We start from the raw sequence: 25,408 nt of genomic DNA on the forward strand, positions 1-25,408 counted from the left end.
CACCATTTTTCTTTCGAACATTCGTCTTAAACCCGTTAAGGTACACGCATTATTTAAGAAATTAGGGATGGCGTTATTTCATGAGCACCAGCAACTTTGCAGCTATCATACTCGCCGCAGGTAAAGGCACCCGCATGAAATCCAGCACACATAAAGTGCTGCACAGTGTGGGCGGCAAGCCAATGCTGATGTACCTGCTTGATACTGTAAATAAGCTTGATCCAGTTGAAAACATACTGGTTGTCGGCGCCGGCAAAGAGCAATTGATGAACGCCGTTTCAGGTGCTGACTTCGTTGAACAAACAGAACAATTAGGCACAGGCCATGCCGCACGTATTGCCGTGGATAGCCTGCCTGAAGGTTTCAGTGGTGATGTTATCATCCTGTTTGGTGATGTCCCTTTCATCCCACTTTCTGTGATGGAAGAAATGATCGCAAAAGGCGGGTCTGAAGTTGGAAACGGCTTAACCGTTTTAGGCTTTCGCCCTGAAGATGCCGCGAAATACGGCCGCCTTGTCACCAGTACAGACGGTAAATTAGAACGTATTGTTGAATTCAAAGATGCCTCAGAACAAGAACGCGCCATCACGCTTTGTAACAGCGGTATGATGCTTATCAGCGGCTCGCATGCGAAGAAATGGCTGCATCAACTTTCAAACGATAATGCCGCTGGCGAATATTACCTGACAGATCTAGTGGAATTTGCCCGGAAAGACGGCTTTGATGTAGCTGTTGTTGAAGCTTCAGAAGATGATGTTCTTGGCATTAACAGCCGTGAAGATTTAGCCCGCGCTGAGTTGGCCATGCAGAAAAAGTGGCGCAAGCAAGCCCTTGATGGCGGTGTTACAATGACTGATCCTGATACGGTTTATTTCAGCCACGATACCAAGCTAGGCTTTGACGTTACCATTGAACCGAATGTTTTCTTCGGCCCCGGTTCAGTTATCGAAAACGGCGTAACCATAAAAGCAAACAGCCATATTGAAGGTGCCCATGTTCGGGCAAACAGCTCTATTGGACCATTTGCGCGCTTACGCCCTGCTGCTGATATTGGTGAAGGTTCCAAAATCGGTAATTTCGTAGAGATTAAAAAAACCAAATTGCATGAAGGCGTGAAGGTAAGCCACCTGACATACCTCGGGGATGCAGAAATTGGTGCGGATGCCAACATCGGCGCAGGCACTATCACCTGTAATTATGACGGTTTTCTGAAATATAAAACCTCTATCGGTGCAGGCGCTTTCATTGGCTCAAACTCAGCATTGGTTGCCCCTGTCACTATTGGTGATGGCGCCATTGTTGGTGCCGGTAGTATTATCACCAAAGATGTTGAGGTAGACAGCCTTGCAGTGGCACGTGGCCGACAACGGGGTATTCCGGAATTTGCCGCTAACTTCAGAGAAGAAAAGGCTGCTAAAAAAGCAGCTCAGAAGGGGAAAAAATAATGTGCGGTATTGTTGGTATTCTAGGCACTTCCCCTGCTACCCCTCGCATTCTGGAAAGTCTCCGCAGGCTTGAATATCGGGGTTATGATAGCGCAGGTATTGCAACCCTTGAAAAGAGTGAATTGAACCGCACGCGCGCGCCCGGAAAACTCGTTAATCTTGAAAAGGCTCTCCGAGACCATCCACTTACAGGCAATACAGGTATTGGTCACACACGCTGGGCCACACACGGCGAACCCACAGAAGCCAATGCCCACCCACATATGACAGACAGGGTTGCTATTGTTCATAACGGCATCATTGAGAACTTCAAACCGCTTAAGGATGAACTCCTCGCCAAAGGTATTCATTTCGAAGGTGAAACGGATACTGAAGTTGTAGCTAGGCTTCTAACGGAATATCTGAAAGACGGCATGGAAGTGCGTGCTGCATTCCAAAAAACCGTTTCCCGGCTTGAAGGGGCTTTTGCCCTTTGCGTACTCATCCGTGGTGAAGATGATCTGATGTATGGTGCTCGTGTCGGTAGCCCACTTGTGGTGGGTATCGGTGACGGTGAAAACTATTTCGGCTCAGACGCTATGGCGCTTGCGAGCCTCACCAACAAACTTATCTATCTGGAAGAAGGTGACTGGGCTGAAATCACACATTCTTCTGTAGAGGTTTTCAAAGCGGATGGCAGTGCAGTAAACCGTCCTGTAAGCGTAAGCCAAGTGGCGCACACCATGGTGGATAAAGGCAACCACCGCCACTTTATGCAAAAAGAGATATTCGAACAGCCAACAGTAGTGGCGCAAGCACTCGGCAGGTACCTGGACCCGAACGCCGGGACTGTGAAGCTACCGGAAATACCATTTGATCTGGCAGGGCTTACAAAGGTAACGCTCATCGCATGTGGCACCAGCTTTTATGCAGCTCAGGTTGCGCGCTACTGGATTGAGAAGCTGGCGCGTGTGCCGGTTGAAGTGGATATTGCGTCGGAATTCCGTTATCGCGACCCAGTTTACCCTGATGGCGGCTTGGCCATTTTCATCTCCCAGTCTGGCGAGACCGCCGATACACTCGCGGCACTTAAGCACGCAAAAGCGGCTGGGCAGCATGTTATGGCACTTGTGAACGTGCTTGGTTCATCCATGGCCCGTGAAGCCGATGTGGTATTCCCGATTTATGCGGGGCCCGAAATTGGTGTGGCTAGTACCAAGGCTTTCACTTGCCAACTTTCGGTACTGGCGGCCTTTTCCATCAAACTGGCAGCGGCCAAAGGCAAACTATCTGCATCCGAAGAAGCAGAGTATGTAGCAGAGCTTGAGCATGTACCAAGCTTGATGGCGAAAGTGCTACATAATGATGATGCTATCGCCGATATCGCACGCCAAATTGCAACAGCACAGGATATCCTTTTTGTGGGCCGCGGCATCCATTTTCCTATCGCTATGGAAGGTGCCCTGAAACTTAAGGAAATCAGCTATATTCACGCAGAAGGCTATGCGGCGGGTGAATTGAAACACGGCCCTATCGCGCTCATTGATGAAAACGTACCGGTTATTGGCATTGCACCAAAAGATGACCTGATTGATAAAACCGTTTCCAACCTGCAAGAGATCATGGCTCGCCAAGGCAAAGTTGTTCTTTTGTCTGATGATACAGAGGGTCAGGAAGGTTTCTTCGCAAAACTTAAAATGCCGTCCGCTGGTGAACTTGCTGCGCCTCTGATCTACGCACTGCCTGTTCAGTTGCTCTCGTATCATGTGGCAGTTGAAAAAGGCACGGATGTGGACCAGCCAAGAAACTTGGCAAAATCAGTAACGGTTGAATAGGAAGATACTATGCTGAAGCTGGTGCTTATCTTAAACGCTTTGTGGTTTGCTTCAGCTTTTCATGTTTTTCATATTCGCCGGGAAATTTTTGCAAAAATCATTGTCCCCAAGGAACACCGAGACACTCCTGTGTTTCAAACACTTATCGCAACCGGGCCGTTTCTTGGCGGTTTTAACCTGGCGCTCTCAATTTTGAATATTCTACTTCTGATATTTATCAGCGATTTTGATAAAGATATTCAGTGGGCTATTTTACTTTTGGTAAATGCTGTAGCCCATGGTTCACAGTTTGCCGGAAATGTACCCACCGCTCTTGCAAACAAGCGCGGCGAAGGTGTTTGGAATGTATTTAAGGGCCTGATGCTGTTTATCTTTATCATTGATTTCACAATGATGGTCTTTAATGGCGTATTATCAATTTCATACTTTATGACACACCAAGGGTAGCGAGCTGTTCCTTACGCCAACCTTTCCAACGCCCCTTCAGATTACTTTGAAAATACTGCCTGTATTCCGCTGCTTTAATCTCATCACCCACCGTCACAGCATGCTCAAGCAACATAAGAGCGGCATAAACACCCACCCAGCGATCACCGCTTACACGAGCGATATTAAACGCGGCCTCAGCTTCAGCCAGCGCTTTTTCAGTATTCCTTTGCCCAAAATAGATATTAGCCTTGAGTTTGTGACTGGTGGCATCATGCTCTACCTGCTCAGACACATTAAAAGCTTCGTCCCAGTTCTTTTCACTGATCAATAATTCTACAAGGTTATCAGCCGCACTTTTAAGCACCCATGCATTTTCCGGTGTTTCTGGCCTCTTCAACGCTTGCCGGTACCAGTTTTTCTGCTCTTCAACATTTTCCGAAAACAGAGCAAAATGATAATCCACCAGCATAAAGTGTGACCGATCAAAACGGTAATCCAGCATCAAACGCTTCGCCTGATAGAGATAATCATATTTATCCTGATGCTGCGCCAGCTTGCCTGCCATAATGGAAAGGAGCGTGTATGCTCTCACTTCCTTAACGGGTTCCTGCGCCATTCGGGCCAAAGATGCCGCTTCAAGAAGCAAACGCTTAATCTCCGGATACTTACGCTCAGAGATAGCAACCTCTGCCAATGCTTTCAAAACTTCTGACTGAATGAAAAGCAAATCAGCTCCGGAAGCGATAGCAGCAGCCTCCCTTAGATATGGCTCTGCATTCACAAACTGGCTTAGTGCAAGTGCGCGTTTCCCTTTAAGCATAAAGCCAATAGCCTTGTAGGCAGGCTCTTTTCGCACTTCATCCATACCAAGAAGGGCATCAATATAAGCACCCGCTACGTCTTGATTTTCTTCTTCCAGATGCCGCCCGATGAGAGAAATTAATATATCAATATCCGCTGGGTTCTCACTATGCAAAAGCTCAAGTTCTGATGTAACTAATGCCTCATCTTCAAGGCTGAAATATTTGGATACGGTGATCCGCTGAATTTGTAGCGCTGCTGCTTCAGCAAGTTCTTTCGGAGACGATGCAATAACAAGAGCTTCCCAATTCCTGTATGCCCCCTGAATGCGATACGAAAGTATATATTTTCCAGTCTTCTGGCGAAGCATGCCAGACATTAACAAGCCATCATTATCAAGCTGCAATTTTGATCGTTCAATGAATGAAGAATTCAGAAATTGTATGGCGGAAATATCATCAGCTTCAACTGTATGAGCAATCTCAGACAGGCGCTGATTTATGGTTTGTACTTCATCAGTCATCAACCCTTCATGCCGTTCCATGATTGGAATGAAATTGATGTTTTCTGTGAATACCTTCTCTGCGCTATCTGACTGGGAAAAGAAAAACACAAAAATTATACTGATTAACGAAAGCCCCCAGATATACGGAAACCAGATTTTCTTTTTTCGTGGAAGCGGAGGTGTACCTGATGGTTTTTCTTCATCAAAAGGAATTTGCCACTGATACCCGCGCTTTGAGAAAGTTTTGATAGCATCGCTGGCGATCACGTTGCGCAGCTTGCTGATATTCTGGAAAACCACCTGTTCTGATACGGCGCGCCCTTCCCACACCTTATCAAGAATATCTTCCTTGCTGAAAATGGTTTGCGGCTCACTGATAAAAAGTGCCAAAAGTTCAGTTTGCTTTTGCGTAAGCGATACAGGTTTACCAAATTTAAAAAGCACTTTCTGCTTTTCATCAAATCTGAAATCCCCAAACAAAACCATCTTATTCAATCGCCTTACACTTCCTCAAACCGGGCTGGGCCACACTATAGATTTCACCCGATATTTTTCTATCATTTTTCTATTTTCTGTATTTTTAAGAATTTCAATAAGATTTCCAACGGTTTGCTCACCATGCTTCGCGCCAGAGTTACGTACAGCAAGGAAATGAGTATGCAGAAAATAACAAAATACATCCCGCTAGCAGCAGCTGCCCTGCTTGGCGGCATCAGTGCGCAGGCGCAGGAACCTATCGAACCGATTATGGTAACTATCCCCGCAGCTATATTTGAAATGGGCAGTGAAGATCAGGAAACGACAAAACCCGTTCACACAGTTAACCTGAAAACATTCAGCATGGGGATTTACGAAGTAACGGTGAAAGAATACCGGCGCTTTGTGGAAGCCACAAATTATGATGCCCCACAAAACTGCCGCCACGAGGTAGATGACTGGATGAAGCCTTTTTCAGAAGGCAGTTGGGACAGTAATTTCCCAACCCGCAGTGAATATATGCCTGTTGTATGCATTGGCTGGAAAGGCGCAAATGCTTATGCAGAATGGATTGCAAAAGAAACCGGAAAACCTTATCGCCTGCCATCAGAAGCGGAATGGGAATATGCAGCTCTTGGCGGTGCTCGCACCAAATTTCATTTTGGTGATGATCCAGACGGCACTGAAATATGCGCTTATGCAAACACATCAGATTTAGCTGGTGAAAACTTCCTCCAGCGCTCGACAAACACAAGCTATGTGAATTTCGCGGGCGGTAAATTCAACTGTGTTGACCATGAAGGTTTCACTGCCATCGTGGGCACTTATAAGCCCAATCAATTTGGCCTCTATAATATGATCAGCAATGTGTTTGAATTTCTGGCAGATTGTTATCACCCCAACTATGAAGATGCGCCCGCAGATGGAAGCGCTCGAACAGATGGCACATGTGAACGCCGTGTGGTGCGCGGTAACAGCTGGCACTGGAAAGCTAACCCTCTAACCCACCGCGCTGGCTTTACTGATTTTGTTGGCGGTATAGAAGGCTTCCGCCTTGCACTGGATGGCGAAGCACCTGCGAAAACGGCCGAAACTCAGCTCTTTGAAACTGAACTGGCTGCGGAACAAACCCGTGCGAAAAAACGTTATGCGGCAACACCTGCATATCCGGCAACTGTTCAAAACCTCAAACTAGACCAAAATGAAAATATGGTAACTCTCAGCTGGGATGCAGTTACTGGTGAAGGCCTGCACACTTATCGTGTTTACCGAAACTTCTTCGAAGGTGGGCGTTTCCGTTTGATTGCTGATAATCTTATGAAGCCTGTTTTCCGGGACGCAAACGCGGCACCACACATTTATGAATACCGTGTAGTTGCAGTCCAGGAAAACCGACAGGGCGACTACAGCAATTCTGTTATCACCAAAGGCGGCTGGATTCCTCTTACCAACCGCCTGGAAGCCGAGCATTTCAGTAAGGCAGAAGGCACCACCCCTGCTTATTCCCACGATGAGCACCGGCTGACAGCTGGTGTCACTGGCCGCGGCGGTATCGGCGAAAACGCTGTATTAGATTATCAAGTAGATATTCAAGAAGCTGGAACGTTCGAATTATCTCACCGTGTAGCAAGCATACGTGACGGTAAAGGCTTTGAATTATGGCTTGATGGCAAGAAGCTAACTACCAGCAAAATACTCAACACTGGCGGGTATTGGAAATGGAAGACCCAACCGGGAGATACAATAAGGTTGACAGCAGGTAGGCATCACCTTCAAATAAGGTCGCTTGATACTAACTGGAAACTAAACTGGATTGGTTTCGCCAAAATCAGTTAACAGTTGATCTCAAGTATGAGAGCGCGGTCGCTCTGCTCGCGTCGCGCTCTCAGCCCCCTTTCAAGCAAGAGAGTGTTTACTTTCCTCCTGTATCCTTGGTTTAGAAACCGTTAGCCAAGGTCACACCCGATGAAAGTTTTCCTCGTTGTTCTTGTGTTGCTAGTATCCTCTATCACTGTTCGAGCAGATGATTTTTTTAAGTTCCACGCTCCTAATATCCAGTATCTGTACGGAAATAACTTTGAGCTTGGTCCCAATGAACGGCATATCATCACACTCGAATATGCCAACGCCTTCAAATATGGTAATTTCTTCGCCTTTTCTGATTTATCCTTCCCAAACGGTGGTGATTTCAGCCACTATACAGAAGGTATTCTCCGCCTAAGCTTCAACAAAATGACAGAGTCAAAGCTGAAGCTTGGCCCTTTCAGTGATCTATATCTCGCAGGCTCGCTTGAACTTCCTAAAGGCAAAAACCCGCGCTATCTCTATGGTCTTTCCACAGATATTGATGTTCCCGGCTTCAATTTCCTTCGCCTTATTGCCTATATCCGAGACAACCCGGACTTACCCGGTAGCACACACCAAATTACGGCAGTCTGGAACCTCCCTTTTAAAATAGGAAATATCTCCTTCCTAACCGAAGGTGTAGCAGATTTCGCAGGCAGTGAAGGCCATACCCGCGCCAACCAGCTTATTATTCCAAGGCTTCTGGTAGATACCGGTGCCCTATTTTTTGAAAGACCAGGCAAGCTATTCACTGGCATCGAATTACAGTATTGGCATAATAAATTTGGCATAGAAGGCATCACTGAATCAGTTGTGCAGTTTCAGCTGAAATGGAACTTCTAAGGCGCCATCTTAGTTTGAGTTCCAATCGCTGCCATAATCTTATGTTTCCGTTCCCTCAAGAACCAGATATGAAGAGAGTCTGGATAAGGGAATGAAGCGGATATCTTACGGATGGTGTGTTTTAAAACATCAGTAAAAAGGCTGGCCTCAGCGGCGTGCCTTATGGGACTATTATCAACATCACTCACGGCAGACAGCCACGACCAAAAACAAGAGGTAGAGCGCCCTAAAATCGGCCTTGTGCTATCTGGCGGCGGTGCTAAAGGCGCAGCGCACATCGGGGTGCTAGAGCAGCTTGAAGCTATGAATGTGCAGGTAGACTGTATCGCAGGCACCAGTTTCGGAGCCATCGTTGGCGGGTTATACGCTAGTGGTGTTTCCGTGAACGAGATGAAAAAATCCCTTCAGGATATTGATTGGGATACGGTGCTTTCAAACAGCATTCCCCGCCAACAGCAAACCTTCCGCCGAAAGCAGGATACAGATAGTTTCCTGATCCCTTACCAGTTCGGCATAGTAGACGGCAAAGTAGTGAACCCACCTGCCTTTATCGATAACGCTAACTTGAGCCAGGTGATAAGAGGCTTGCTGAAAAGTAGTCACGGTAATATTGATTTTGATAACCTTCCCATCCCGTTTCGCGCAGTTGCTACTGATTTTTCGAACGGCAGTGAAGTAGTTTTAGGTGACGGTAATCTGGCAGATGCTATCGTGGCTTCTATGTCTGTCCCCAGCCTGTTCCCTGTATTTGAATTAAACGGCAAGCTGTTGGTAGATGGCGGCATCGCTAACAACGTACCTGTATCCGTTGCCCGTAATATGTGCGCAGACCGGGTGATTGTAGTGAACCTTGCAGTCGACCCAGAAAAAGATGCACACGAAAACCGTGGCATAACTGGCGCACTTAAACAAATTTCAGCGCTTCTAACTTACCAAAATGCTCGCATCCAACTTGCTTCCATCAACGAAGAAAGCGGGGACATTATCATAACCCCCGATATGGAAGGCTTTAGCTTTACAGATTTCAAAAAAACCCTTGAAATTGCCGCTATTGGGAAGGAGGCCGCAGTACAAGTCGAGAGCAAGTTGGCCGCCTACAGTGTTGATGATACCCAGTGGACCGCTTTCGCAGAAGCACGGGAAGCAAAGACCCAGCATGCAGACCCTTACATCCGGGAAATCCAGATCACAAACGATAGCCCTCTCGTCACCGCAAAACTTGAGGCATTTCTAGGTATAACCGCTGGCGATAAATTAGATAAAGCAAAGCTAGAAAGAGGGCTGAGCCAGCTATACGGTCTCGGGTATTTTGACCGCATAAAATACACTATTGATGAACACGAACTTGGCGGCAGCAAGTTGGCGATTGATGCCAAGTACCGGGAATGGGCTAAAGATACACTCCGCTTTGGTGTTGCTTTTGATGATAACTTTAACGGAGAAAGCTCCGTCCAGCTTAGTCTCCAACACACGCGAAATGGCCTAAATGGTCTTGGCGGTGAATGGCGAAATGAAGTGGAAATTGGCTCTAACCAGCGCCTTCAAACCCAGCTTTACCAACCACTAGACTATAAAGAAAAACACTTCTTGCAGGCCACTGCCCGTTTCCAGCGCACGGGGGTTCCATTTCGGGATGAAGATGGCATCATCACACTTGAACTTGGTGCTAATGTGCTTGATTTCAGTTTGTCAGCAGGCCGAAACTTTGGCCAGTGGGGCAGTTTTTCTGTTGGTGCCGCTTATAGCTTAATTGATATTGAGCGCAGAAGCGGCCTTATTACAGATCCTCAACTACAAGCCATTATTGATAATGATATTGTAGATGATCTTGGCGCTTTTGCTAATTTCCGCATTGATACACTTGATAGCCTTACCTTCCCTCGCAAAGGTATGATCCTGAATGCCAATTATATTGTTGATGTTGGTCAGGGGGATGCCTTTTCTAACGGTTCACTGCAGCTTGAATTCGCTGCGGCAAAAAGCTGGGGCCGAAATACACTCGCATTCTTCTCTGAATTCGGAACGAATTTCTCAGATAACGAAGAATTCCAAAATGTGTTCCAGTTAGGTGGCTTTAGAAGCCTTTCCGGTTTTTCAAGAAATGAACTGGCTGGTTCACACATCACACAGGCGGGTCTCACCTTCTATCGACGTATGGGCGACGATAGCAAAGTATTGTTTGATTCCCCGCTTTATCTGGGTTTCAGCTCAGAAATTGGAAACGTATGGGCGGATCTGGATGATTTCAGCGCCGATGACCTGATACTGGGCGGAACTTTATTCGCAGGTGTTGAAAGTCCGATCGGCCCTATCTTTATAGGTGGCAGCCACAATAATGCGGGCCGGACATCCTTCTTCCTGTTTATCGGAGGAATTTTCTAAATAAAAAGGCGGCTCAAAGCCGCCTTATCTTTCTGCTATAGAAATATATCTAACTACGCGGTGTCATCGTAATCCGAATTTCCGTGGCCCGCGAACCACGTTCAAGCATGATCACCACTACTCGGTTTGGTTTTGTATATACCAGCATGATATCTTCATCTTGAAGCTCACTAATCAGATTCCAACCTGCAGCTGGCATATTATCAAGGAAAAAACGTACAACTTTAGAAGAAGATCCCTTGGTAGAAGCAATAATCCGACCATAAGAATTCACGCCACTACCGGTTAGAACCGTTTTGTCTGTATTAACCCTAGTACCGGCAGGTAATCGCACATCACCTACAAGAGGGCCTTGCTCGAGGGTAATTTCAGCAGGTGGCTGAACCCCTGTCCCCTTATAGTTATCAACATCTTCCTGTGCGGAAGCACCAAATGAAATAAAAGCAACAGCAAGTGCGCCAATAAACATGCGAACCATCATTCGCTCCCCGAAATAACTTAACCTGTGATGATCTTAGAGCAGAAAAACAACTCCTGTCACCCGCTTTCTACTCTCACCCCTTTCACAAAGGGCTGATTTCGTTAAGATAAACATAAGTATGGCAATATCATGAAGCTGTTTTTCTAAGCGCAATTTTTCTGATCAATTGAATGGCAATAAACAAAACCACAATCGCTTCAAAGAGAAACACACTGCTCCATTTTGCAGTAGAAAGAGTAGCAGTAATACTAGCCTGCTTTTCCGGGATATTTGGGAAGTTATAGATCATGGCAGTGATCATAGAATTTTCAGTAAAATCCAGCATCGCTGTAATCACTGGAATAATAGCTAAAATGCGAAATTTTTCGTTCGGGCTTAACCTATATATCAAACCCACAAAAAAGCTGCCGTAAATGAAAGGGTAGGCCATATCTATGAAGCTACTGCCCCATTTATAAAACTCTCTGCCATCTGCGCCCAAACCATCCAACACCTGCATAACTGTTATGGCATCGTAGCTGAAACGCGCATCAAGTGTTTTCACGCCGTTATAAGGCAGGTTCGGAAACACCAAAAACATCGTTGCGGCACTTAGAATCCCCATAACAATCAATACTTTCGTAGATGAAAGCTTCTTACATAAAGTTTCAAGTACGGAATCGTTCATCATTTCCCCCATAGCCTCCCCAACGCTTTGAATATAGAGCAGCATATGCTTTACTATTATAAATTACAAATTTTAGGCTGTAGCCTGCAGCTTATAGGGGGATTTATGCAGCGTGCTATTATTGACCTAAGTGTAGAACCTCGGGTCTATTCCGTGGATAATTTTCTTTCATCCATGGAATGTAAACATCTGATTGCTTCAGCAAATGGGGCAGGAATGAAGCGCGCCAAGGTTTCAGGCACTGATGAAGGCAAAGTTACAGAAGCACGAACAAACTCAGTATGCTGGTTGGATCATAGTCATGATCTTGGCACAAAACGTATTGCTTCCCGTATTGCAGGGCTTCTTGGCTTGCCGATCAATTATGCTGAGAGATTTCAAGTTATCCACTATGAAACTGGCCAGGAATACCGTGCTCATTTTGATGCTTTTAACCCTCAGGAACCATCAGCAGCACGAAACATGAAAAACTGGGGTCAGAGACTTATCACCGTCCTGGGCTATTTAAATGACGTACCTAAAGGTGGTGAAACGACTTTCCCTAAATTGGATATAAAGGTACCTGCTGAAAGAGGAAAACTACTGGTATTTCACAACTGTAACCCCGGTACTAAAATTCGCCATCCCAAAAGCTTACATGCAGCCTGCCCGGTTTTAGAGGGAGAAAAATGGGCTTTTAACTTGTGGTTTCGTGAAGGCCCCTATCAGCATCAAAGTCAGAAGTAATCTGTCTCACAGGTGTAACAATATGCATTTACTTGCTAATTGACAGTCATACTTATAAAATCTGCTATATTACTGGCAAATCTTGACCATTTGGTTAAGGTTGCATTCAGTCACGGTTTCATAGTTGGGCGACTGTAAATAGGCTTCATGCCATTCTATTGATATATTAAGGATAAAAATGTTTAGCTATTCATTCGGCGATAGCAGCGCACTGGATCAATTTGATAAACTTGGTCTTAAGGATGCATATTTAGCAAACCTCGACAAAGCGACAAAATTCGCAACAAAATTTGCCGCAGACGGCTTCTTACCTTTTGCCCGACAAACATCCGATGCCGCAGACATGGTTGGTATTCGTGAACTATCAAGCCATATACGCAATAACTTCACGGACTTAATTGTTCTCGGCACAGGTGGCTCCAGTCTGGGCGCACAAGCGGCCATCGCTATTGCACCCTACCAAGGAGCAGCGGGCGTTGATATTCATACGCCAGACAGTCTTGATCCATTCCTGATGGATCGTCTGTTCAACCGCCTAAACCCTGCACGCACGCACATCATTGCAATCTCTAAATCAGGAACAACAGGTGAAACACTAGCGCAGCTCCTCGCTTGTCGCAGTTGGCTTGAACGTGCAGTTCTGATCAAACCAATCAAAGACCATTTCTCTTTCATCACAGAGCCGGGTGAGCGTGCCCTTCGCACTTATGGCGAAGATATGGGCAGTATTATTCTGGATCACCCAGATGATGTTGGCGGCCGTTTCAGCGTACTGACAAATGTAGGCATGCTTCCTGTTGCGGCTTCTGGTCTATCTGTTGAGGGTTTCAGAAATGGTGCAGCTGAGGTTTGCAGGGATTTCGCAAACAATCCGGAAACAGCAGTTGCTGTTGTGGGAGCAGCCGCCACACAAACTCTTTCCAAGCATCGAGGCATTTCCCAAATTCTCTTAATGCCGTATGCAGAAAGCCTTCGTTCCTTTACCCGCTGGCACGGGCAACTATGGGCGGAAAGTCTTGGTAAGGACGGCCATGGCACAACGCCTGTTCGCGCGGTTGGCCCTGTTGATCAGCACAGCCAGTTGCAGCTGTATCTTGACGGTCCAAACGATAAGTTTTGCACAATTGTAACAATTCCAAGTTACGGCAAAGGTCCGCGCATTGATCCTGAAGAGGCCCGCAAATACGGTTTGGATTATATGGCGGCTCGTACTATTGGTGACATGGTTACCTGCCAAAGTAAGGCGACACAGGATACGCTGCGTTCAAAAGGCAGAATGGTGCGGGAACTTGTTGTGGACGGCCTGACGGAAGAAAACCTTGGTGGTTTATTTATTTCCTTCATGCTGGAAACAGTGGTGACAGCGCACCTAATGGGCGTTGACGCTTATGACCAACCAGCGGTAGAAGAAGGAAAAAGGCTTACTCGTAAATACCTAGGTGAATTATAATCGCCTAATTACGGAAGACATTTCCTTTAGGATATACTCATGATTAAACCCGTTAAGAAAATTGTATTACCAGTAGCAGGTCTCGGCACTCGTTTCCTGCCTGCTACTAAAGCTATTCCCAAAGAGATGCTGCCTGTGCTTGATAAACCGCTTATTCAGTATGCGGTTGAAGAAGCGCTTGAAGCTGGCATTGAAGAAATCATTCTGGTTACAGGCCGCAACAAGCAAGTGATGGAAGATCATTTCGACCATGCCTACGAGCTTGAACGCATCCTGCAGGAAAAAGGCAAAGAAGAAGCACTGGAGCTTTCCCGTTCTATGCTTTTGGAAGAAGGCCGTATCACATACGTTCGACAAATGCGCCCACGTGGTCTTGGCCATGCTATCTGGTGTGCACGTTCTTTCGTGAATGATAGCCCATTTGCTGTTGCCCTTCCTGATGACCTTATCAAAGGTAAACCAGGTGTCTTGAAGCAGATGATCCAAGCCTACAATGAAGTTGGCGGCAATATCATCGCGACAATGGATGTGGCTAAGGAAGATACAAGCAAATACGGTGTAATCACCCCAGGGGAAAGCAGTGGCAAGCTAACGGAAGTTAAAGGGCTGGTGGAGAAACCTCACCCAGAAGATGCTCCATCCACAGAAGCCGTGGTGGGACGCTATATTCTTCAGCCTGAAGTGATGGAACACTTGGCAGCCAAGGAAATTGGTGCAGGCGGTGAAATCCAGCTTACGGATGCGCTCGATAAGCTGATCGGCAATCAACCTTTCCATGCCCTTAACTTTGAGGGTAAGCGCTTTGACTGCGGTAGTAAAATCGGCTGGTTGATGGCGAACCTTTCAATGGCCGGAGATGATCCAATCCTCGCCTCTCAAATGCGCCAGTTGATTACATTCCAGTAATCCTTCACAAAAGAACAAAGAAAAGCCCGCTTCCATATGACCGCGGGCTTTTATAATAAAGCCTACCAACCACACCATGGAAGAATCCAATTTTTCGTTGCCTCATTATCCTCCGCTCCAAAACCAACAGATCCCTCCTCAAGATAACTCAGAAAATCCCCTCTAAGCACACTTGCGCCTCCCCATATTTCCTCAAACAATTCTATCAATGAAGAATCGCCTCCAATAACGGAAAAACGAGTTGCGTGCTCAACAATCAAGCATAGTTCCTGTTCAACAGCTAACACGCAAACGGGTTGAAATACTAATTGAGTAGTTATCCATTCACGAAATGAGTTTGTATAACAACCTTGATATAAGCCATACTCTTCACACCCTAATCCCCATACAACAACACCCTTCGGTGTAGCTGTTTTAAAAAAACGATCAATTTTTTCCGCATCATCAAATCCGTCGTCATAGTCCAGAGGTAGAATAGTCTCTCTAACGGCTCGTGCTTCTATATTCGGTTTAGGCCAATATATTTCGCGATTTGGGTATAACGGAGAAGGCCACAATCTTCGCTCAAGTATGTTACTAGCCCTATTTAAATAGGGCTTTTCTTCCAAAGCCGTTATTCGTTCCACATTACTTGGTAACGGTAGTTGCATCCATGTTGGATATAGTCTTTCCGTAATCTTATCCAAATACTCGCCTTTCAGCATTCACTTCATCGGCACGGCGCTGCATTTCCTCATCTGTAACATCTTCAATATGGCTGGCAATAAACCAAGTGTTACCGCACGGATCGATCACACCGCCATGCCTGTCACCATAAAACATATCCATGGGCGGCATCATTTCAACACCACCTGCCTCCAGCGCTCTCGCGTGGCAAGCATCAACATCTTCAACATAACAGTAAAACGAGGTTGGGGCTGGCGCGTTGCCGTCTCGTGCATCAGCAACAAACACACGGCTTGTCCCCACAGTTATATCCGCGTTCATGATGAGCCGTTCGCCACTTGGTCCCACATCACCATAAACAAGTCCGTTAACTTCTGCGCCAAATGTATGCTTCAGAAAATCAATCACTTTTCTAGCGTTTGAAACCACCATAAAAGGTGCAACGGTTGAATAACCCTCTGGTACACGGTCAACAGGCATTGCAGTCTCCTATTTATCGTTTTCCCGATTAAAATCATCCTCAAGGCGTACAATATCATCTTCGCCCAGATAACTACCGGATTGCACCTCAATTAATCTGAGCGGGATTTTGCCCGGATTATAAAGACGGTGCACCGCTCCAACCGGCAAATAAACACTTTGGTTCTCAGTGAGAAGCATTTCTTCTTCATCGCGGGTGACTACAGCGGAACCCTCTACAATCACCCAGTGTTCTGCCCGGTGATGATGTTTCTGAAGGCTTAAGCGTTTGCCTGCATAAACCTCAATTTCTTTTACCTGATAGCGGTCACCCATTGCTAGTGTTCGGTAATTACCCCAAGGGCGGTAGACGGTGGAATGAAAATCAACTTCGGCTCGTTTACCGGCTTTCAGTTGCTCCACAACTTTTTTTACATCCTGATCACGGTCTTTGTTAGCAATCATCACTGCATCATCGGTAGCGACAACAACCAAATTTTCAACACCTACTGTGGCAATCAAATGCCCGTCACCGTGCACGAAGGTATTTTTAGTGTCTACAGTGAGCACATCGCCCACGGTTACGTTACCATCTGCATCCGCATCTTGAACACCTGCAAGCGCAGAAAAACTACCTACGTCAGACCAACCAAATTCTGCGGGCACCACCGCTGCGCGGTCAGTTTTTTCCATAATGGCATAATCAATACTGTCAGCAGGAACTCCACCAAATTCCCTCTCCCCCATGCGGAGGAAATTCAGGTCTGGTTTGGCGCTCTCAAGCGCCATCTTGCAGGCAGTGAGCATTTCAGGCTGCAATTTTTCAAATTCCTCAAGGATCGTAGAAGCCGCAAACATAAACATACCGCTATTCCAGCTGTAACCACCATCTGCGAGGTACGCTGCTGCTGTTGAAGCATCTGGTTTTTCTTTAAAACTTTCGATCACACATGTGCCTTTAGCGCCCTCGATCGCCTCACCAGCTTGAATATACCCATATCCGGTTTCCGCACGTGTTGGGTTCATACCAAAACATACGAGGTAACCCTTTTTAGCGGCACAAGCGGCTGCGTTCACAGCTTTATGGAAACCCGGCGTATCAAGAATCACATGATCAGAGGCAAGGAAAAGAAGTAACGCATCAGGATCTGCCTTAGCGGCCTGAAGAGCAGCCACCGCGATAGCTGGTGCAGTGTTCCGGCCCACTGGTTCAAGAATAACAGATTGCAATTCTATTCCAGCTTTATCTGCTTGTTCATTTACAATGAAACGGTGATGTTCGTTAGCGACTACCAAAGGCATGCCAAAGCCATAATCTGTCCCAACTCGTTCAAGTGCCTGCACAAACAAGCTCTTATTGCCAAGCATTGGCAGGAACTGTTTTGGAAATTTAGACCTCGACATCGGCCAAAGGCGCGAGCCAGAACCACCTGATAAAATCACAGGATAGATGGTCTTTTTCATATAAAATCTCCAAATAAATCAATTTCTAAATATTCTATGCAAATCGGCAGATGAAACAAGCTTCGGCTATAAATAACTGTAGACTTCTTCAAGGGAAATAAACTGAGAAACCTGTTCGACTTCAAGAAGCGGGATATCTGCTTCCCTCGTAATTTCGAAGGCCTCATTACAGGCTCGCTGAGCTAACGTAAGAGCTAAAGTTCTGCCAAGCAGCAAACCATTTCCTTTAACCACCACAGTTTTAATTTTTTGCTGCTTTAGGTTAGCAATCAGCAATAATACTTCGCTTAGGAGCCAACGTGACAAAAGACCATCTGCAGATAAATTGCCACTTAAGCTCTGAGTATATTCCCAGGTACATTGACCTGCTTTATATGATTGCTTCGGGACAGGTAAGCGGAAATCCTGCTCAATAAGCTTCCTTGCATCGATGCAAGCTTCCAGCAGACGTCGATCCTCCGGCATACGCCACAGATAAACCATCCGCGCTAAAATATCGCCTGCATCACAATACCGCTTTTCTTCGGTAGCCTGTACAAGCAACTTCCCAAGTGTCGCTCGATCACGCGACAAACGTTCTTTTGCTTCTCCGGAGCCCAAGAGGGACTTCTGAAGCTTCAACTTCGCGGACATACCAACATCCACGCCTTTTATTAAGCGAGAAATTTTTGCCACTGCAAAAACCGCGTCTCTTGGGCGTTTCACCCATACTCTCTGTGGAGAAGAAAATCCTACCGGATCAGCAAACAGGTAATCAGTATATTCCTGATCACCAATTTCAAGCGGCTTGCCAAAAGAATTTGTAAAACTCCACTCAATCGAAACCGCGTTCCTTATCGCTTCTCTACCACCAGCAACAATCTCCAGATCAAGAAACCAATTATCGGCGCTACCAATAAAAAAAGATCTACTAAGTCCTTTACGTGGCAGCAGTACCTTCTGCCGCTTAACTGAGCCAAAAGCACCAATCCGAGAAGCTCTAAAATCCCTTTTTCTTAGCGCTCTATATCCTGGAAGTTCTGTCATGAACGTGCTTTCAACTCACCAAAAAACTTATCCGATACAGCATGGGCAGCATTCGCTTCAGCCCAGGTGAGCAGCTCTAATTCCAAATTTGAATTCTGTGATTTTTCATACGCTGCGGCACACGCTTCATATGAACTGATAAAATCAGCGGGGTCGAATTCCGTAATAGCATCCGTTACTTCACGGAGCGTTGGTTTAATAAAAGACGGTGCTACAACTGGCCTGCCAAAACTGGCTGCTGTCATCACAACACCGGAATTCAATCCTTTAATATACGGACAAACCACCACATCAGCGGCCTTAAACAACATCTGGATATGCTGATCATCTACATGCCCTGCCATGAGTTTTACATCAATTCGGGGCGATGAAAGCTTTAGTACTTCTTCATAGAAACTGCCAAGGCGTGCTTTACCAGCAACCAGTGCTATAGCCTCTCCACCGAAGTATTTCTGAAGTTCGTCCATTCCCTGAAGAAACTGCCGTGTACCCTTTTGGGGCATCAACGAGCCAAACAAAAGAAATACAGGCTGCTTAGGAGGCAGCCCCAGCTCTAACCGAGCCTGAGCCTTTGACAGATAACTACCATAAACATTCGCATATGATGGATGTGGTACTTCAAGTATTTTTTGGGAATCAAGCATATAATACGGTGCACAAAGTGCTGCAGTTCTGGGATTCATTACGTGAATGATATCTGCTAACTCTGCAAACCGCATACGTAAGTTCAATTCAATAGCTTCATATTGCGAACCATGGGAAATTACATTGTGGATGGTCCAAACAATTCTAATCCCCCTATCTTTCAGACTTTCCACATTCTTTAGAAATTTATCAGCTGCATCATGAGCCTCTATTTCTGTATTAATCTTTGAAAAGACCTGATGTATCCAATGAAAATGTACAGAAAGCTTAATACCAGACGGTACATCTTCCAATTCAGACAACTGCTTTACAGCAATAGGCGCCATGCCAAATTGCATAGCACGGGAATACAACATTCTCTGAAATGGGTTGTTTTCAACACCAGGGTGGTAGGCCAATATTTCGCACTCATCCGCACTGAAGCCAGCGTCAGACAGCCCAATAAATCCATCCATGCATTTTTCACTGAATGTTCTGAGGTCTACCCCATCATCCCAATGCCGCATAACCGCTGACATAAACGCCGTTTTCTTCCCTATTGAGCCTAATTCAGAATATATTCATCATGGCTCTTTTATTTGCCAATTGCGGTCAGTATAAAGGGCACATTCTTAAAGCCAATAATAATTGGGATATTTTATGCAAGCGGAAGCACTTTCACTACCCGGAGTTTACCTGTTCTCACCTAAAAAGTTTGGTGATGATCGGGGCTTTTTCTCCGAAACTTTTAATGCACGTGCATTCGAAGAAGTTGTTCCAGGCGTAAATTTTGTACAGGATAACCAGTCCCTGTCCCGTGATGTTGGCGTTATTCGCGGTATGCACTTTCAAACACCTCCTTATACACAGGGAAAGCTTGTACGTGTAACTCGCGGTAAAGTGCTGGATGTTATCGTTGACATCCGTAAAGGCTCCCCAACATACGGCAAACATATCGGGGTTGAACTATCTGCTGAGAATTGGCAACAGCTCTGGGTTCCCAAAGGCTTTGCCCACGGCTTTTGTACGCTCGAACCAGATACCGAATTCTGCTATAAAGTAGACGATTATTACGAGCCCGAGCATGATGCAGGCATTGCGTTTGATGATCCCGATCTAGGCATTGAATGGCCAATAGATATTACTGCTGCAATCCTTTCAGATAAGGATCGTGCTCAGCCAAAATTAAAAGAGATTGAAAACCCGTTCGTTTTCGAAGGGTAGTTTAGGAATTTATCGATGAAAATTATTGTAACAGGCGGTGCAGGATTTATTGGCTCAGCGGTATGCCGTTATTTGGTAAAAGACCTCGGCTACACAGCAATCAACGTTGATAAGCTAACCTATGCAGGCAACCTTGAAACCCTCAAGGAAATTGAAGACAGCGAACTCTATCATTTTGAAAAAGTAGATATCTGCGACAGAAATGCCCTTGATGAAGTATTTGCGAAGCACCAACCTGATGCGGTAATGCACCTAGCGGCTGAAAGCCACGTAGACCGCTCTATCACTGGTGCTGGTGAATTTATTCAAACCAATATTGTTGGTACATTCAATATGCTTGAGGCTGCCCGTGCTTATTGGCTTGGCCTTCGGGAGGTTGACCAAAAGGCATTCCGTTTCCTTCATGTATCAACTGACGAAGTGTACGGCAGCCTTGGTGACGAAGGTTTATTCCATGAGACAACGCCTTATGATCCAAGTTCACCTTATTCTGCATCCAAAGCATCAGCAGACCATCTGGCAAATGCCTGGCACGAGACATACGGTTTCCCTGTTGTAATTTCTAATTGCTCAAATAACTACGGCCCATACCACTTCCCGGAAAAGCTTATTCCGCTGGTAATCCTGAATGCTCTTGATGGCCACCCGCTTCCGATTTATGGCGATGGCTCGAATGTTCGCGACTGGCTCTACGTAGAAGATCACGCGAAGGCGCTTTTCACCATTATGAGCAAAGGCCGTTTGGGCGAGAAATATAACGTGGGCGGCAGAAACGAACGAACTAATCTTGAAGTGGTAACACGTATCTGCGAAATCCTTGATGAAGTACGCCCGAAAAACAAGCCATACGCTGAACAGATTACTTATGTAACCGACCGACCGGGTCATGATGCACGCTACGCCATTGATGCAACAAAGCTTGAAGACGAACTTGGATGGAAAGCTGAAGAGAACTTCGATACTGGCATCAAAAAAACAATCCAGTGGTATCTGGATAATGAATGGTGGTGGGCACCGCTTCGCAGCCATGCGACCGAACGCAAAGGCGTACTGAAGGAAGATTAATATGACCCGCATTTTTGTTGCAGGTTCATCTGGCCAAGTTGCGCTTTCTCTCAAGGAAGCGGCAGAGCATAAAGCCATCACGCTTGCCACCGCGGGTCGGCCGGATTTTGATCTTACAGACCCTGAAGGTATGCGTGCTGCCATAACGGCGTTTCACCCAACAGCGATTGTTAACGCGGCTGCCTACACTGCTGTAGATGCCGCGGAAGATAACGAAGAAACTGCAAACGCAGTAAATATAGAAGGCCCGAGAGCTCTTGCAGCTATTGCAGCAAGCCTTGAGGTGCCCTTCATTCACATCTCCACCGACTATGTTTTTGATGGAGATAAAGATGATGCTTATGTGGAAACTGATCCCGTGTCCCCGCAAGGGGCTTATGGGCGCAGCAAGCTTGCTGGTGAGATAGCAGCAACTGCATCAAACCCGAATAGCATCATCCTGCGCACAGCCTGGGTTTACAGCCCTTTTGGAAATAACTTCCTAAAAACAATGCTAAAGCTTGCTCAGAACCGAGATGAACTGAACATAGTTGCAGATCAACGCGGCAATCCAACCTATGCTATTGATATCGCTGAAACCATTTTGGAAATAGTACAACAGTTAGACGCTGGAAAACCACTTGCTAATGTCGCGGGTGTTTATCATCTGGCTGGTTCGGGAGATACGAATTGGCATGGCTTTGCCTCCTTCATTTTTGAAGAAGGCCGCAAATACGGACACCCCGTACCAAAGGCAAATGCAATACCGACAGCGGAATATCCAACACCTGCCAAACGCCCAATGAACAGTCGGCTTAATTGTGATAAAGTTCAGGAAGCGTTCAGTATTACAATGCCAGATTGGTACGAAAGCACCGCAAAATGCGTAAAACGCCTTTTCGGTGAAGGTCAGCTAGGCTAAAGAAGTATTTAAACAAGTTATTTTAGAATTCGGGGAAACACTATGAAGGGTATCATTCTGGCTGGCGGCTTAGGCACGCGCCTCTACCCTCTTACAAAATCAATCAGCAAGCAGCTGTTGCCAATTTACGACAAGCCGATGATTTATTATCCGCTCACCACACTTATGCTGGCGGGTATCCGGGAAATCTTGATCATCAGCACACCACAGCACCTGCCACTCTACCGTGACCTTCTTGGCGATGGTAGCCAGTGGGGCATCAGGCTTGATTATGTCGTGCAGGAAACACCAGCAGGCCTTGCCCAAGCTTTCCTTCTTGGCGAACAGTTTATAGACGGCCAACCTTGTGCGCTCGCGCTCGGCGACAATATTTTCTATGCCGCAGGTTTCACTCAGTATCTCCAGCAGGCTGGCAGTGTTGAAAAAGGTGCGTACGTGTTTGCCTATCCTGTTGGCAACCCGGAAGCCTTCGGTATCGTGGAAATGGACGAAAATGGCCGCGCATTGAGCGTGGAAGAAAAACCGACTAATCCGAAAAGCAACCTCGCGGTAACCGGCCTTTATTTTTATGATAAAGATGTGGTTGATATCGCGAAAGAAGTTAAACCTTCTGCACGCGGTGAACTGGAAATTACCAGCGTAAATGATGCTTACCTTCAGCGCGGTGATTTAAACGTTATCAAACTTCTGCGTGGTACCGCATGGCTGGATACCGGTACTGTTGATAGCCTGTTGCAGGCCAGCCAGTTTGTGCAAACAATTGAAGCGCGCCAAAGCCTGAAGATTGCATGCCCGGAAGAAGTAGCTTGGCGCTCAGGCTTTATTGATGACAGCAAACTTGAAGAAGAAGCTGCAAAATATAAAAACAGCTACGGTGAATACCTTTCCAACCTGTTGAAATTTGAAAGCCGCAGCCAGTAGGTTGCGGCAAACGCTATGTTTGGGCTTGGAAAAAAAGCGAAAAAATACTGTAGCGCGGATGATGCCAGAGGCTTCCTGCTCATCTTTCTGGGCCGTGAACCCAAGCATGAAAGCGATATTAGCCGTAGAGAAGGTAAGCCTGTTGCCAGCGTTCTAAGCGGCCTTATCAATTCAAAAGAGTTTATCTATGGGGTCCTACAGCCCTTGTCACTCGGCAAACCGCTCGCCTGGATGCCCTATTCTGCTGAACAGCAAAAGCTGGTTATTCAGACTGTAAAAAAGCATCTCGGCACCAAAATAAAATCGGTTGAACACCGTACAAAGGCATTGCTAGCCATAAGCAACAACTGGCGTTTCTTACAGATTATAGATAATGGCCCCTCAGGCTATTCAGCAGCAGATTTTGCCACACGCATTGAAAGTTATTTTGGTCACCAACCTGCTCCGGTTCTTGGCGTGATTGAAGATATTAGAGGCAATGAATGTTTTGGCTATGCCCTGGATTTGAGCCGTAAAGGGGAAAGCCTGCGACTGGATTTCTATTTGAACGGTACATATGTTGGCACTACTGAGGCTGACGGTCTTCGCCGTGATGTTGAGGAGCAGCACCCGGGCTTTAAACACACAGGTTTTACCTTCACGGTAACCATACCTGGGCATCTAGCCAAGCTGGATCATTTAATTCTTGCGGTCTTCGATCACGCAACCGGTGCCCCAATATGTCCTGCTCGCGCTATCCCTAACATGGGTGCCTCATATCCGCTTAACATTGTTCGCTTTACAAATGCGCTTGAGCATGCAGCACAACAGAGCCCTGAAAACATCCAGCAGCAGATCGAGTGTATTCAAAATGCATTACCAGACTTGAAAAACTATGCTGCGATCCCAGTTGCGGCTTATTCACAATCAAAGCATTTATTGCAGGAAACCACCGCTAGGCCACAAAAGGTTATAGCGTTAAAACTTTATGCTGGCGAAGGCCTTTTAGCAACCGATAGCGCTGAATATTTCTTCCAAGAAGCCGCCTTAAAAAATCCGAATGCTGTTATCTTTTTTTCTGACCACGAATGGATGGAAACAGACGGCACCATAACCCCTATTTTTAAGCACAGCTTTGACTATGAAGAACTCCTGACAAGAGCAGCTTATGCCAACGCATTTGCCGTAAAAGAAGGTGTTTTCCCTGAAGGTATGAAGCCTCATGATATGTGGCTCAAAGCCTATGAACAATTAGGCGAACAGGCGTTTTCCCATGTTCCCCATATGCTCTTTGAAGCAAAACAAACATGTATCGCTTCAGTAAATGAATACAAACGAGCTGTTGAAGCACATTTCGCGAGAACAACTCCAGACGCCAAACTTGAACTGGAAGCCAATGATCCATATGCAGGCGTCGCAGCAGAAACTGGCTATATAAAATGGCCATTGCCTGCGAAAAACCCATTAATGGCGATTATCATTCCAATGCGAGACGCGCTTGATCTCACGCGGAACTGTATCAAAAGCCTCCGAAACACTTTGCAGCATTCCTACGACACCGAAATCATCATTGTGGACAACGGCAGTGTAGAAGAAGACACAAAAGACTGGCTAAGACGAGTGGATGCAATGGACGGTATTCGTGTGCTTTTACACGATGCTCCATTCAACTGGGCCGAGCTCAACAATCTTGCCGTACAGGCTACTGAAGCTGAATATCTGTTGTTTTTGAATAACGATACAATCGCACTGGATTACGGCTGGGATCATATATTACGTGGATATCTGAACCGCCCGACTGTTGGCGCTGTTGGTGCGCGCCTACTGTTTGAAGATGGTACCCTGCAATATGGCGGGTACATTCTCAACCCAGATAACATTGTACTGAAAGAAGCTTACGGCGAAAGCCCGAACCAAAGCTATAATCAGCGGTCACAGTTACCGCACCAAACATCAGCGCTCATTGGAGCCTTTCTGGCCTGTCACCGAAATACCTATGAAAAAGCTGGTGGATTTGATGCAGAAAACCTGCCTGTCGCCTTTAATGATGTGGATTTCAGTCTGGCTGTCTCCAAAATTGGACTAAAAAATATTTATGTGCCAGCCATTACCTTTCAACACTTAGAATCTAAAAGTCGTGGCTATGATGCTCAAGATAAAGTAAAGCAAGTTCGCGAAAAAGCTGAGCGGGAGAAAATACGCCAAAAATGGCGTGATTTGTTAGTTGCAGATAGGTACTATTCTCCCGTACTACTAGCGCAAGAGCCAACTCATGCTTCTATATTGAAGCGTGATTGCCGCTAACTAA

At 46.1% G+C, this 25,408-nt stretch carries 22 protein-coding genes; 14 read left to right on the forward strand and 8 right to left on the reverse strand.

Annotated features, from left to right (window positions below; all coding sequences use genetic code 11):
• Window positions 1-80 precede the first annotated feature (80 nt).
• The 3 genes from glmU to MF542_RS00715 are packed head-to-tail and all read left to right on the forward strand — an operon-like array spanning window position 81 to window position 3,706.
• Window positions 81-1,445: a bifunctional UDP-N-acetylglucosamine diphosphorylase/glucosamine-1-phosphate N-acetyltransferase GlmU gene (glmU, locus tag MF542_RS00705; RefSeq protein WP_247014900.1), complete on the forward strand. Its 1,365-nt coding sequence runs from the start codon at window positions 81-83 to the stop codon at window positions 1,443-1,445.
• Window positions 1,445-3,259, forward strand: coding sequence for a glutamine--fructose-6-phosphate transaminase (isomerizing) (glmS, locus tag MF542_RS00710; protein WP_247014902.1), 1,815 nt, complete (start codon window positions 1,445-1,447; stop codon window positions 3,257-3,259). Before glmU ends, glmS begins: the two co-directional genes overlap by 1 nt.
• 9 nt (window positions 3,260-3,268) lie before the next feature.
• Complete coding sequence (locus MF542_RS00715; protein WP_247014903.1) at window positions 3,269-3,706, forward strand: hypothetical protein; 438 nt, start codon at window positions 3,269-3,271, stop codon at window positions 3,704-3,706.
• Here the strand turns inward: MF542_RS00715 and MF542_RS00720 are convergent.
• Window positions 3,687-5,480, reverse strand: coding sequence for a winged helix-turn-helix domain-containing protein (locus tag MF542_RS00720; protein WP_247015961.1), 1,794 nt, complete (start codon window positions 5,478-5,480; stop codon window positions 3,687-3,689). The genes MF542_RS00715 and MF542_RS00720 overlap by 20 nt on opposite strands.
• A 171-nt stretch (window positions 5,481-5,651) precedes the next feature.
• Here MF542_RS00720 and MF542_RS00725 point away from each other — a divergent pair, with 171 nt between their 5' ends.
• The 3 genes from MF542_RS00725 (at window position 5,652) to MF542_RS00735 (ending at window position 10,541) form a co-directional block, all read left to right on the forward strand.
• A complete protein-coding gene (locus MF542_RS00725; RefSeq protein WP_247014906.1) occupies window positions 5,652-7,307 on the forward strand; it encodes an SUMF1/EgtB/PvdO family nonheme iron enzyme in 1,656 nt (551 codons plus the stop codon).
• A gap of 129 nt (window positions 7,308-7,436) precedes the next feature.
• Complete coding sequence (locus MF542_RS00730) at window positions 7,437-8,159, forward strand: hypothetical protein (protein ID WP_247014908.1); 723 nt, start codon at window positions 7,437-7,439, stop codon at window positions 8,157-8,159.
• A gap of 162 nt (window positions 8,160-8,321) precedes the next feature.
• Window positions 8,322-10,541 carry a patatin-like phospholipase family protein gene (locus MF542_RS00735; protein ID WP_247014911.1) on the forward strand — a complete coding sequence of 740 codons (2,220 nt, stop codon included), beginning with the start codon at window positions 8,322-8,324 and terminating at the stop codon, window positions 10,539-10,541.
• 49 nt (window positions 10,542-10,590) lie between these two features.
• On the opposite strand, the gene MF542_RS00740 is transcribed toward MF542_RS00735, so the two are convergent.
• Both MF542_RS00740 and MF542_RS00745 read right to left on the reverse strand, forming a co-directional pair.
• Window positions 10,591-11,019, reverse strand: coding sequence for a hypothetical protein (locus tag MF542_RS00740; RefSeq protein WP_247014913.1), 429 nt, complete (start codon window positions 11,017-11,019; stop codon window positions 10,591-10,593).
• A gap of 130 nt (window positions 11,020-11,149) precedes the next feature.
• The gene (locus MF542_RS00745) at window positions 11,150-11,689 is read right to left on the reverse strand and encodes a hypothetical protein (protein WP_247014915.1); all 540 of its coding nucleotides are present in this window, start codon (window positions 11,687-11,689) and stop codon (window positions 11,150-11,152) included.
• A gap of 105 nt (window positions 11,690-11,794) precedes the next feature.
• On the opposite strand from MF542_RS00745, the gene MF542_RS00750 reads away from it, so the two are divergent.
• The 3 genes from MF542_RS00750 (at window position 11,795) to galU (ending at window position 14,771) form a co-directional block, all read left to right on the forward strand.
• Complete coding sequence (locus MF542_RS00750) at window positions 11,795-12,415, forward strand: 2OG-Fe(II) oxygenase (RefSeq protein WP_247014917.1); 621 nt, start codon at window positions 11,795-11,797, stop codon at window positions 12,413-12,415.
• Between the two features lie 178 nt (window positions 12,416-12,593).
• The gene (locus MF542_RS00755) at window positions 12,594-13,865 is read left to right on the forward strand and encodes a hypothetical protein (RefSeq protein WP_247014919.1); all 1,272 of its coding nucleotides are present in this window, start codon (window positions 12,594-12,596) and stop codon (window positions 13,863-13,865) included.
• A 39-nt stretch (window positions 13,866-13,904) separates the two neighbouring features.
• Window positions 13,905-14,771 carry a UTP--glucose-1-phosphate uridylyltransferase GalU gene (gene galU / locus MF542_RS00760; protein WP_247014921.1) on the forward strand — a complete coding sequence of 289 codons (867 nt, stop codon included), beginning with the start codon at window positions 13,905-13,907 and terminating at the stop codon, window positions 14,769-14,771.
• A 62-nt stretch (window positions 14,772-14,833) separates the two neighbouring features.
• Here the strand turns inward: galU and MF542_RS00765 are convergent, their stop codons facing one another.
• From MF542_RS00765 to MF542_RS00785, 5 genes are all read right to left on the reverse strand, one after another.
• Entirely contained in the window at window positions 14,834-15,457 is a 624-nt protein-coding gene (locus tag MF542_RS00765; protein ID WP_247014923.1) for a hypothetical protein, read from the reverse strand.
• Entirely contained in the window at window positions 15,450-15,917 is a 468-nt protein-coding gene (locus MF542_RS00770; RefSeq protein ID WP_247014925.1) for a VOC family protein, read from the reverse strand. Before MF542_RS00770 ends, MF542_RS00765 begins: the two co-directional genes overlap by 8 nt.
• Window positions 15,918-15,926: 9 nt before the next feature.
• Complete coding sequence (locus tag MF542_RS00775; protein WP_247014927.1) at window positions 15,927-17,360, reverse strand: mannose-1-phosphate guanylyltransferase/mannose-6-phosphate isomerase; 1,434 nt, start codon at window positions 17,358-17,360, stop codon at window positions 15,927-15,929.
• A 66-nt stretch (window positions 17,361-17,426) separates the two neighbouring features.
• Complete coding sequence (locus tag MF542_RS00780) at window positions 17,427-18,386, reverse strand: hypothetical protein (protein WP_247014929.1); 960 nt, start codon at window positions 18,384-18,386, stop codon at window positions 17,427-17,429.
• Complete coding sequence (locus tag MF542_RS00785) at window positions 18,383-19,549, reverse strand: glycosyltransferase (RefSeq protein WP_247014931.1); 1,167 nt, start codon at window positions 19,547-19,549, stop codon at window positions 18,383-18,385. The genes MF542_RS00780 and MF542_RS00785 overlap by 4 nt, the downstream gene beginning before the upstream one ends.
• A 121-nt stretch (window positions 19,550-19,670) precedes the next feature.
• On the opposite strand from MF542_RS00785, the gene rfbC reads away from it, so the two are divergent.
• From rfbC to MF542_RS00810, 5 genes are read left to right on the forward strand one after another with little or no spacing between them, the layout of a single operon-like run.
• Window positions 19,671-20,234, forward strand: coding sequence for a dTDP-4-dehydrorhamnose 3,5-epimerase (rfbC, locus tag MF542_RS00790; protein WP_247014933.1), 564 nt, complete (start codon window positions 19,671-19,673; stop codon window positions 20,232-20,234).
• A 15-nt stretch (window positions 20,235-20,249) separates the two neighbouring features.
• A complete protein-coding gene (gene rfbB, locus MF542_RS00795) occupies window positions 20,250-21,299 on the forward strand; it encodes a dTDP-glucose 4,6-dehydratase (protein ID WP_247014935.1) in 1,050 nt (349 codons plus the stop codon).
• A 1-nt stretch (window position 21,300) separates the two neighbouring features.
• Entirely contained in the window at window positions 21,301-22,200 is a 900-nt protein-coding gene (gene rfbD / locus MF542_RS00800; RefSeq protein ID WP_247014937.1) for a dTDP-4-dehydrorhamnose reductase, read from the forward strand.
• Between the two features lie 42 nt (window positions 22,201-22,242).
• Window positions 22,243-23,121, forward strand: coding sequence for a glucose-1-phosphate thymidylyltransferase RfbA (gene rfbA, locus MF542_RS00805; protein ID WP_247014939.1), 879 nt, complete (start codon window positions 22,243-22,245; stop codon window positions 23,119-23,121).
• Between the two features lie 15 nt (window positions 23,122-23,136).
• Window positions 23,137-25,404, forward strand: a complete 2,268-nt coding sequence (locus tag MF542_RS00810; protein WP_247014941.1) for a glycosyltransferase family 2 protein — start codon at window positions 23,137-23,139, stop codon at window positions 25,402-25,404.
• The last annotated feature ends 4 nt before the right edge of the window (window positions 25,405-25,408 follow it).

This window comes from Kordiimonas laminariae, assembly GCF_023008165.1.
Lineage (GTDB): Bacteria > Pseudomonadota > Alphaproteobacteria > Sphingomonadales > Kordiimonadaceae > Kordiimonas > Kordiimonas laminariae.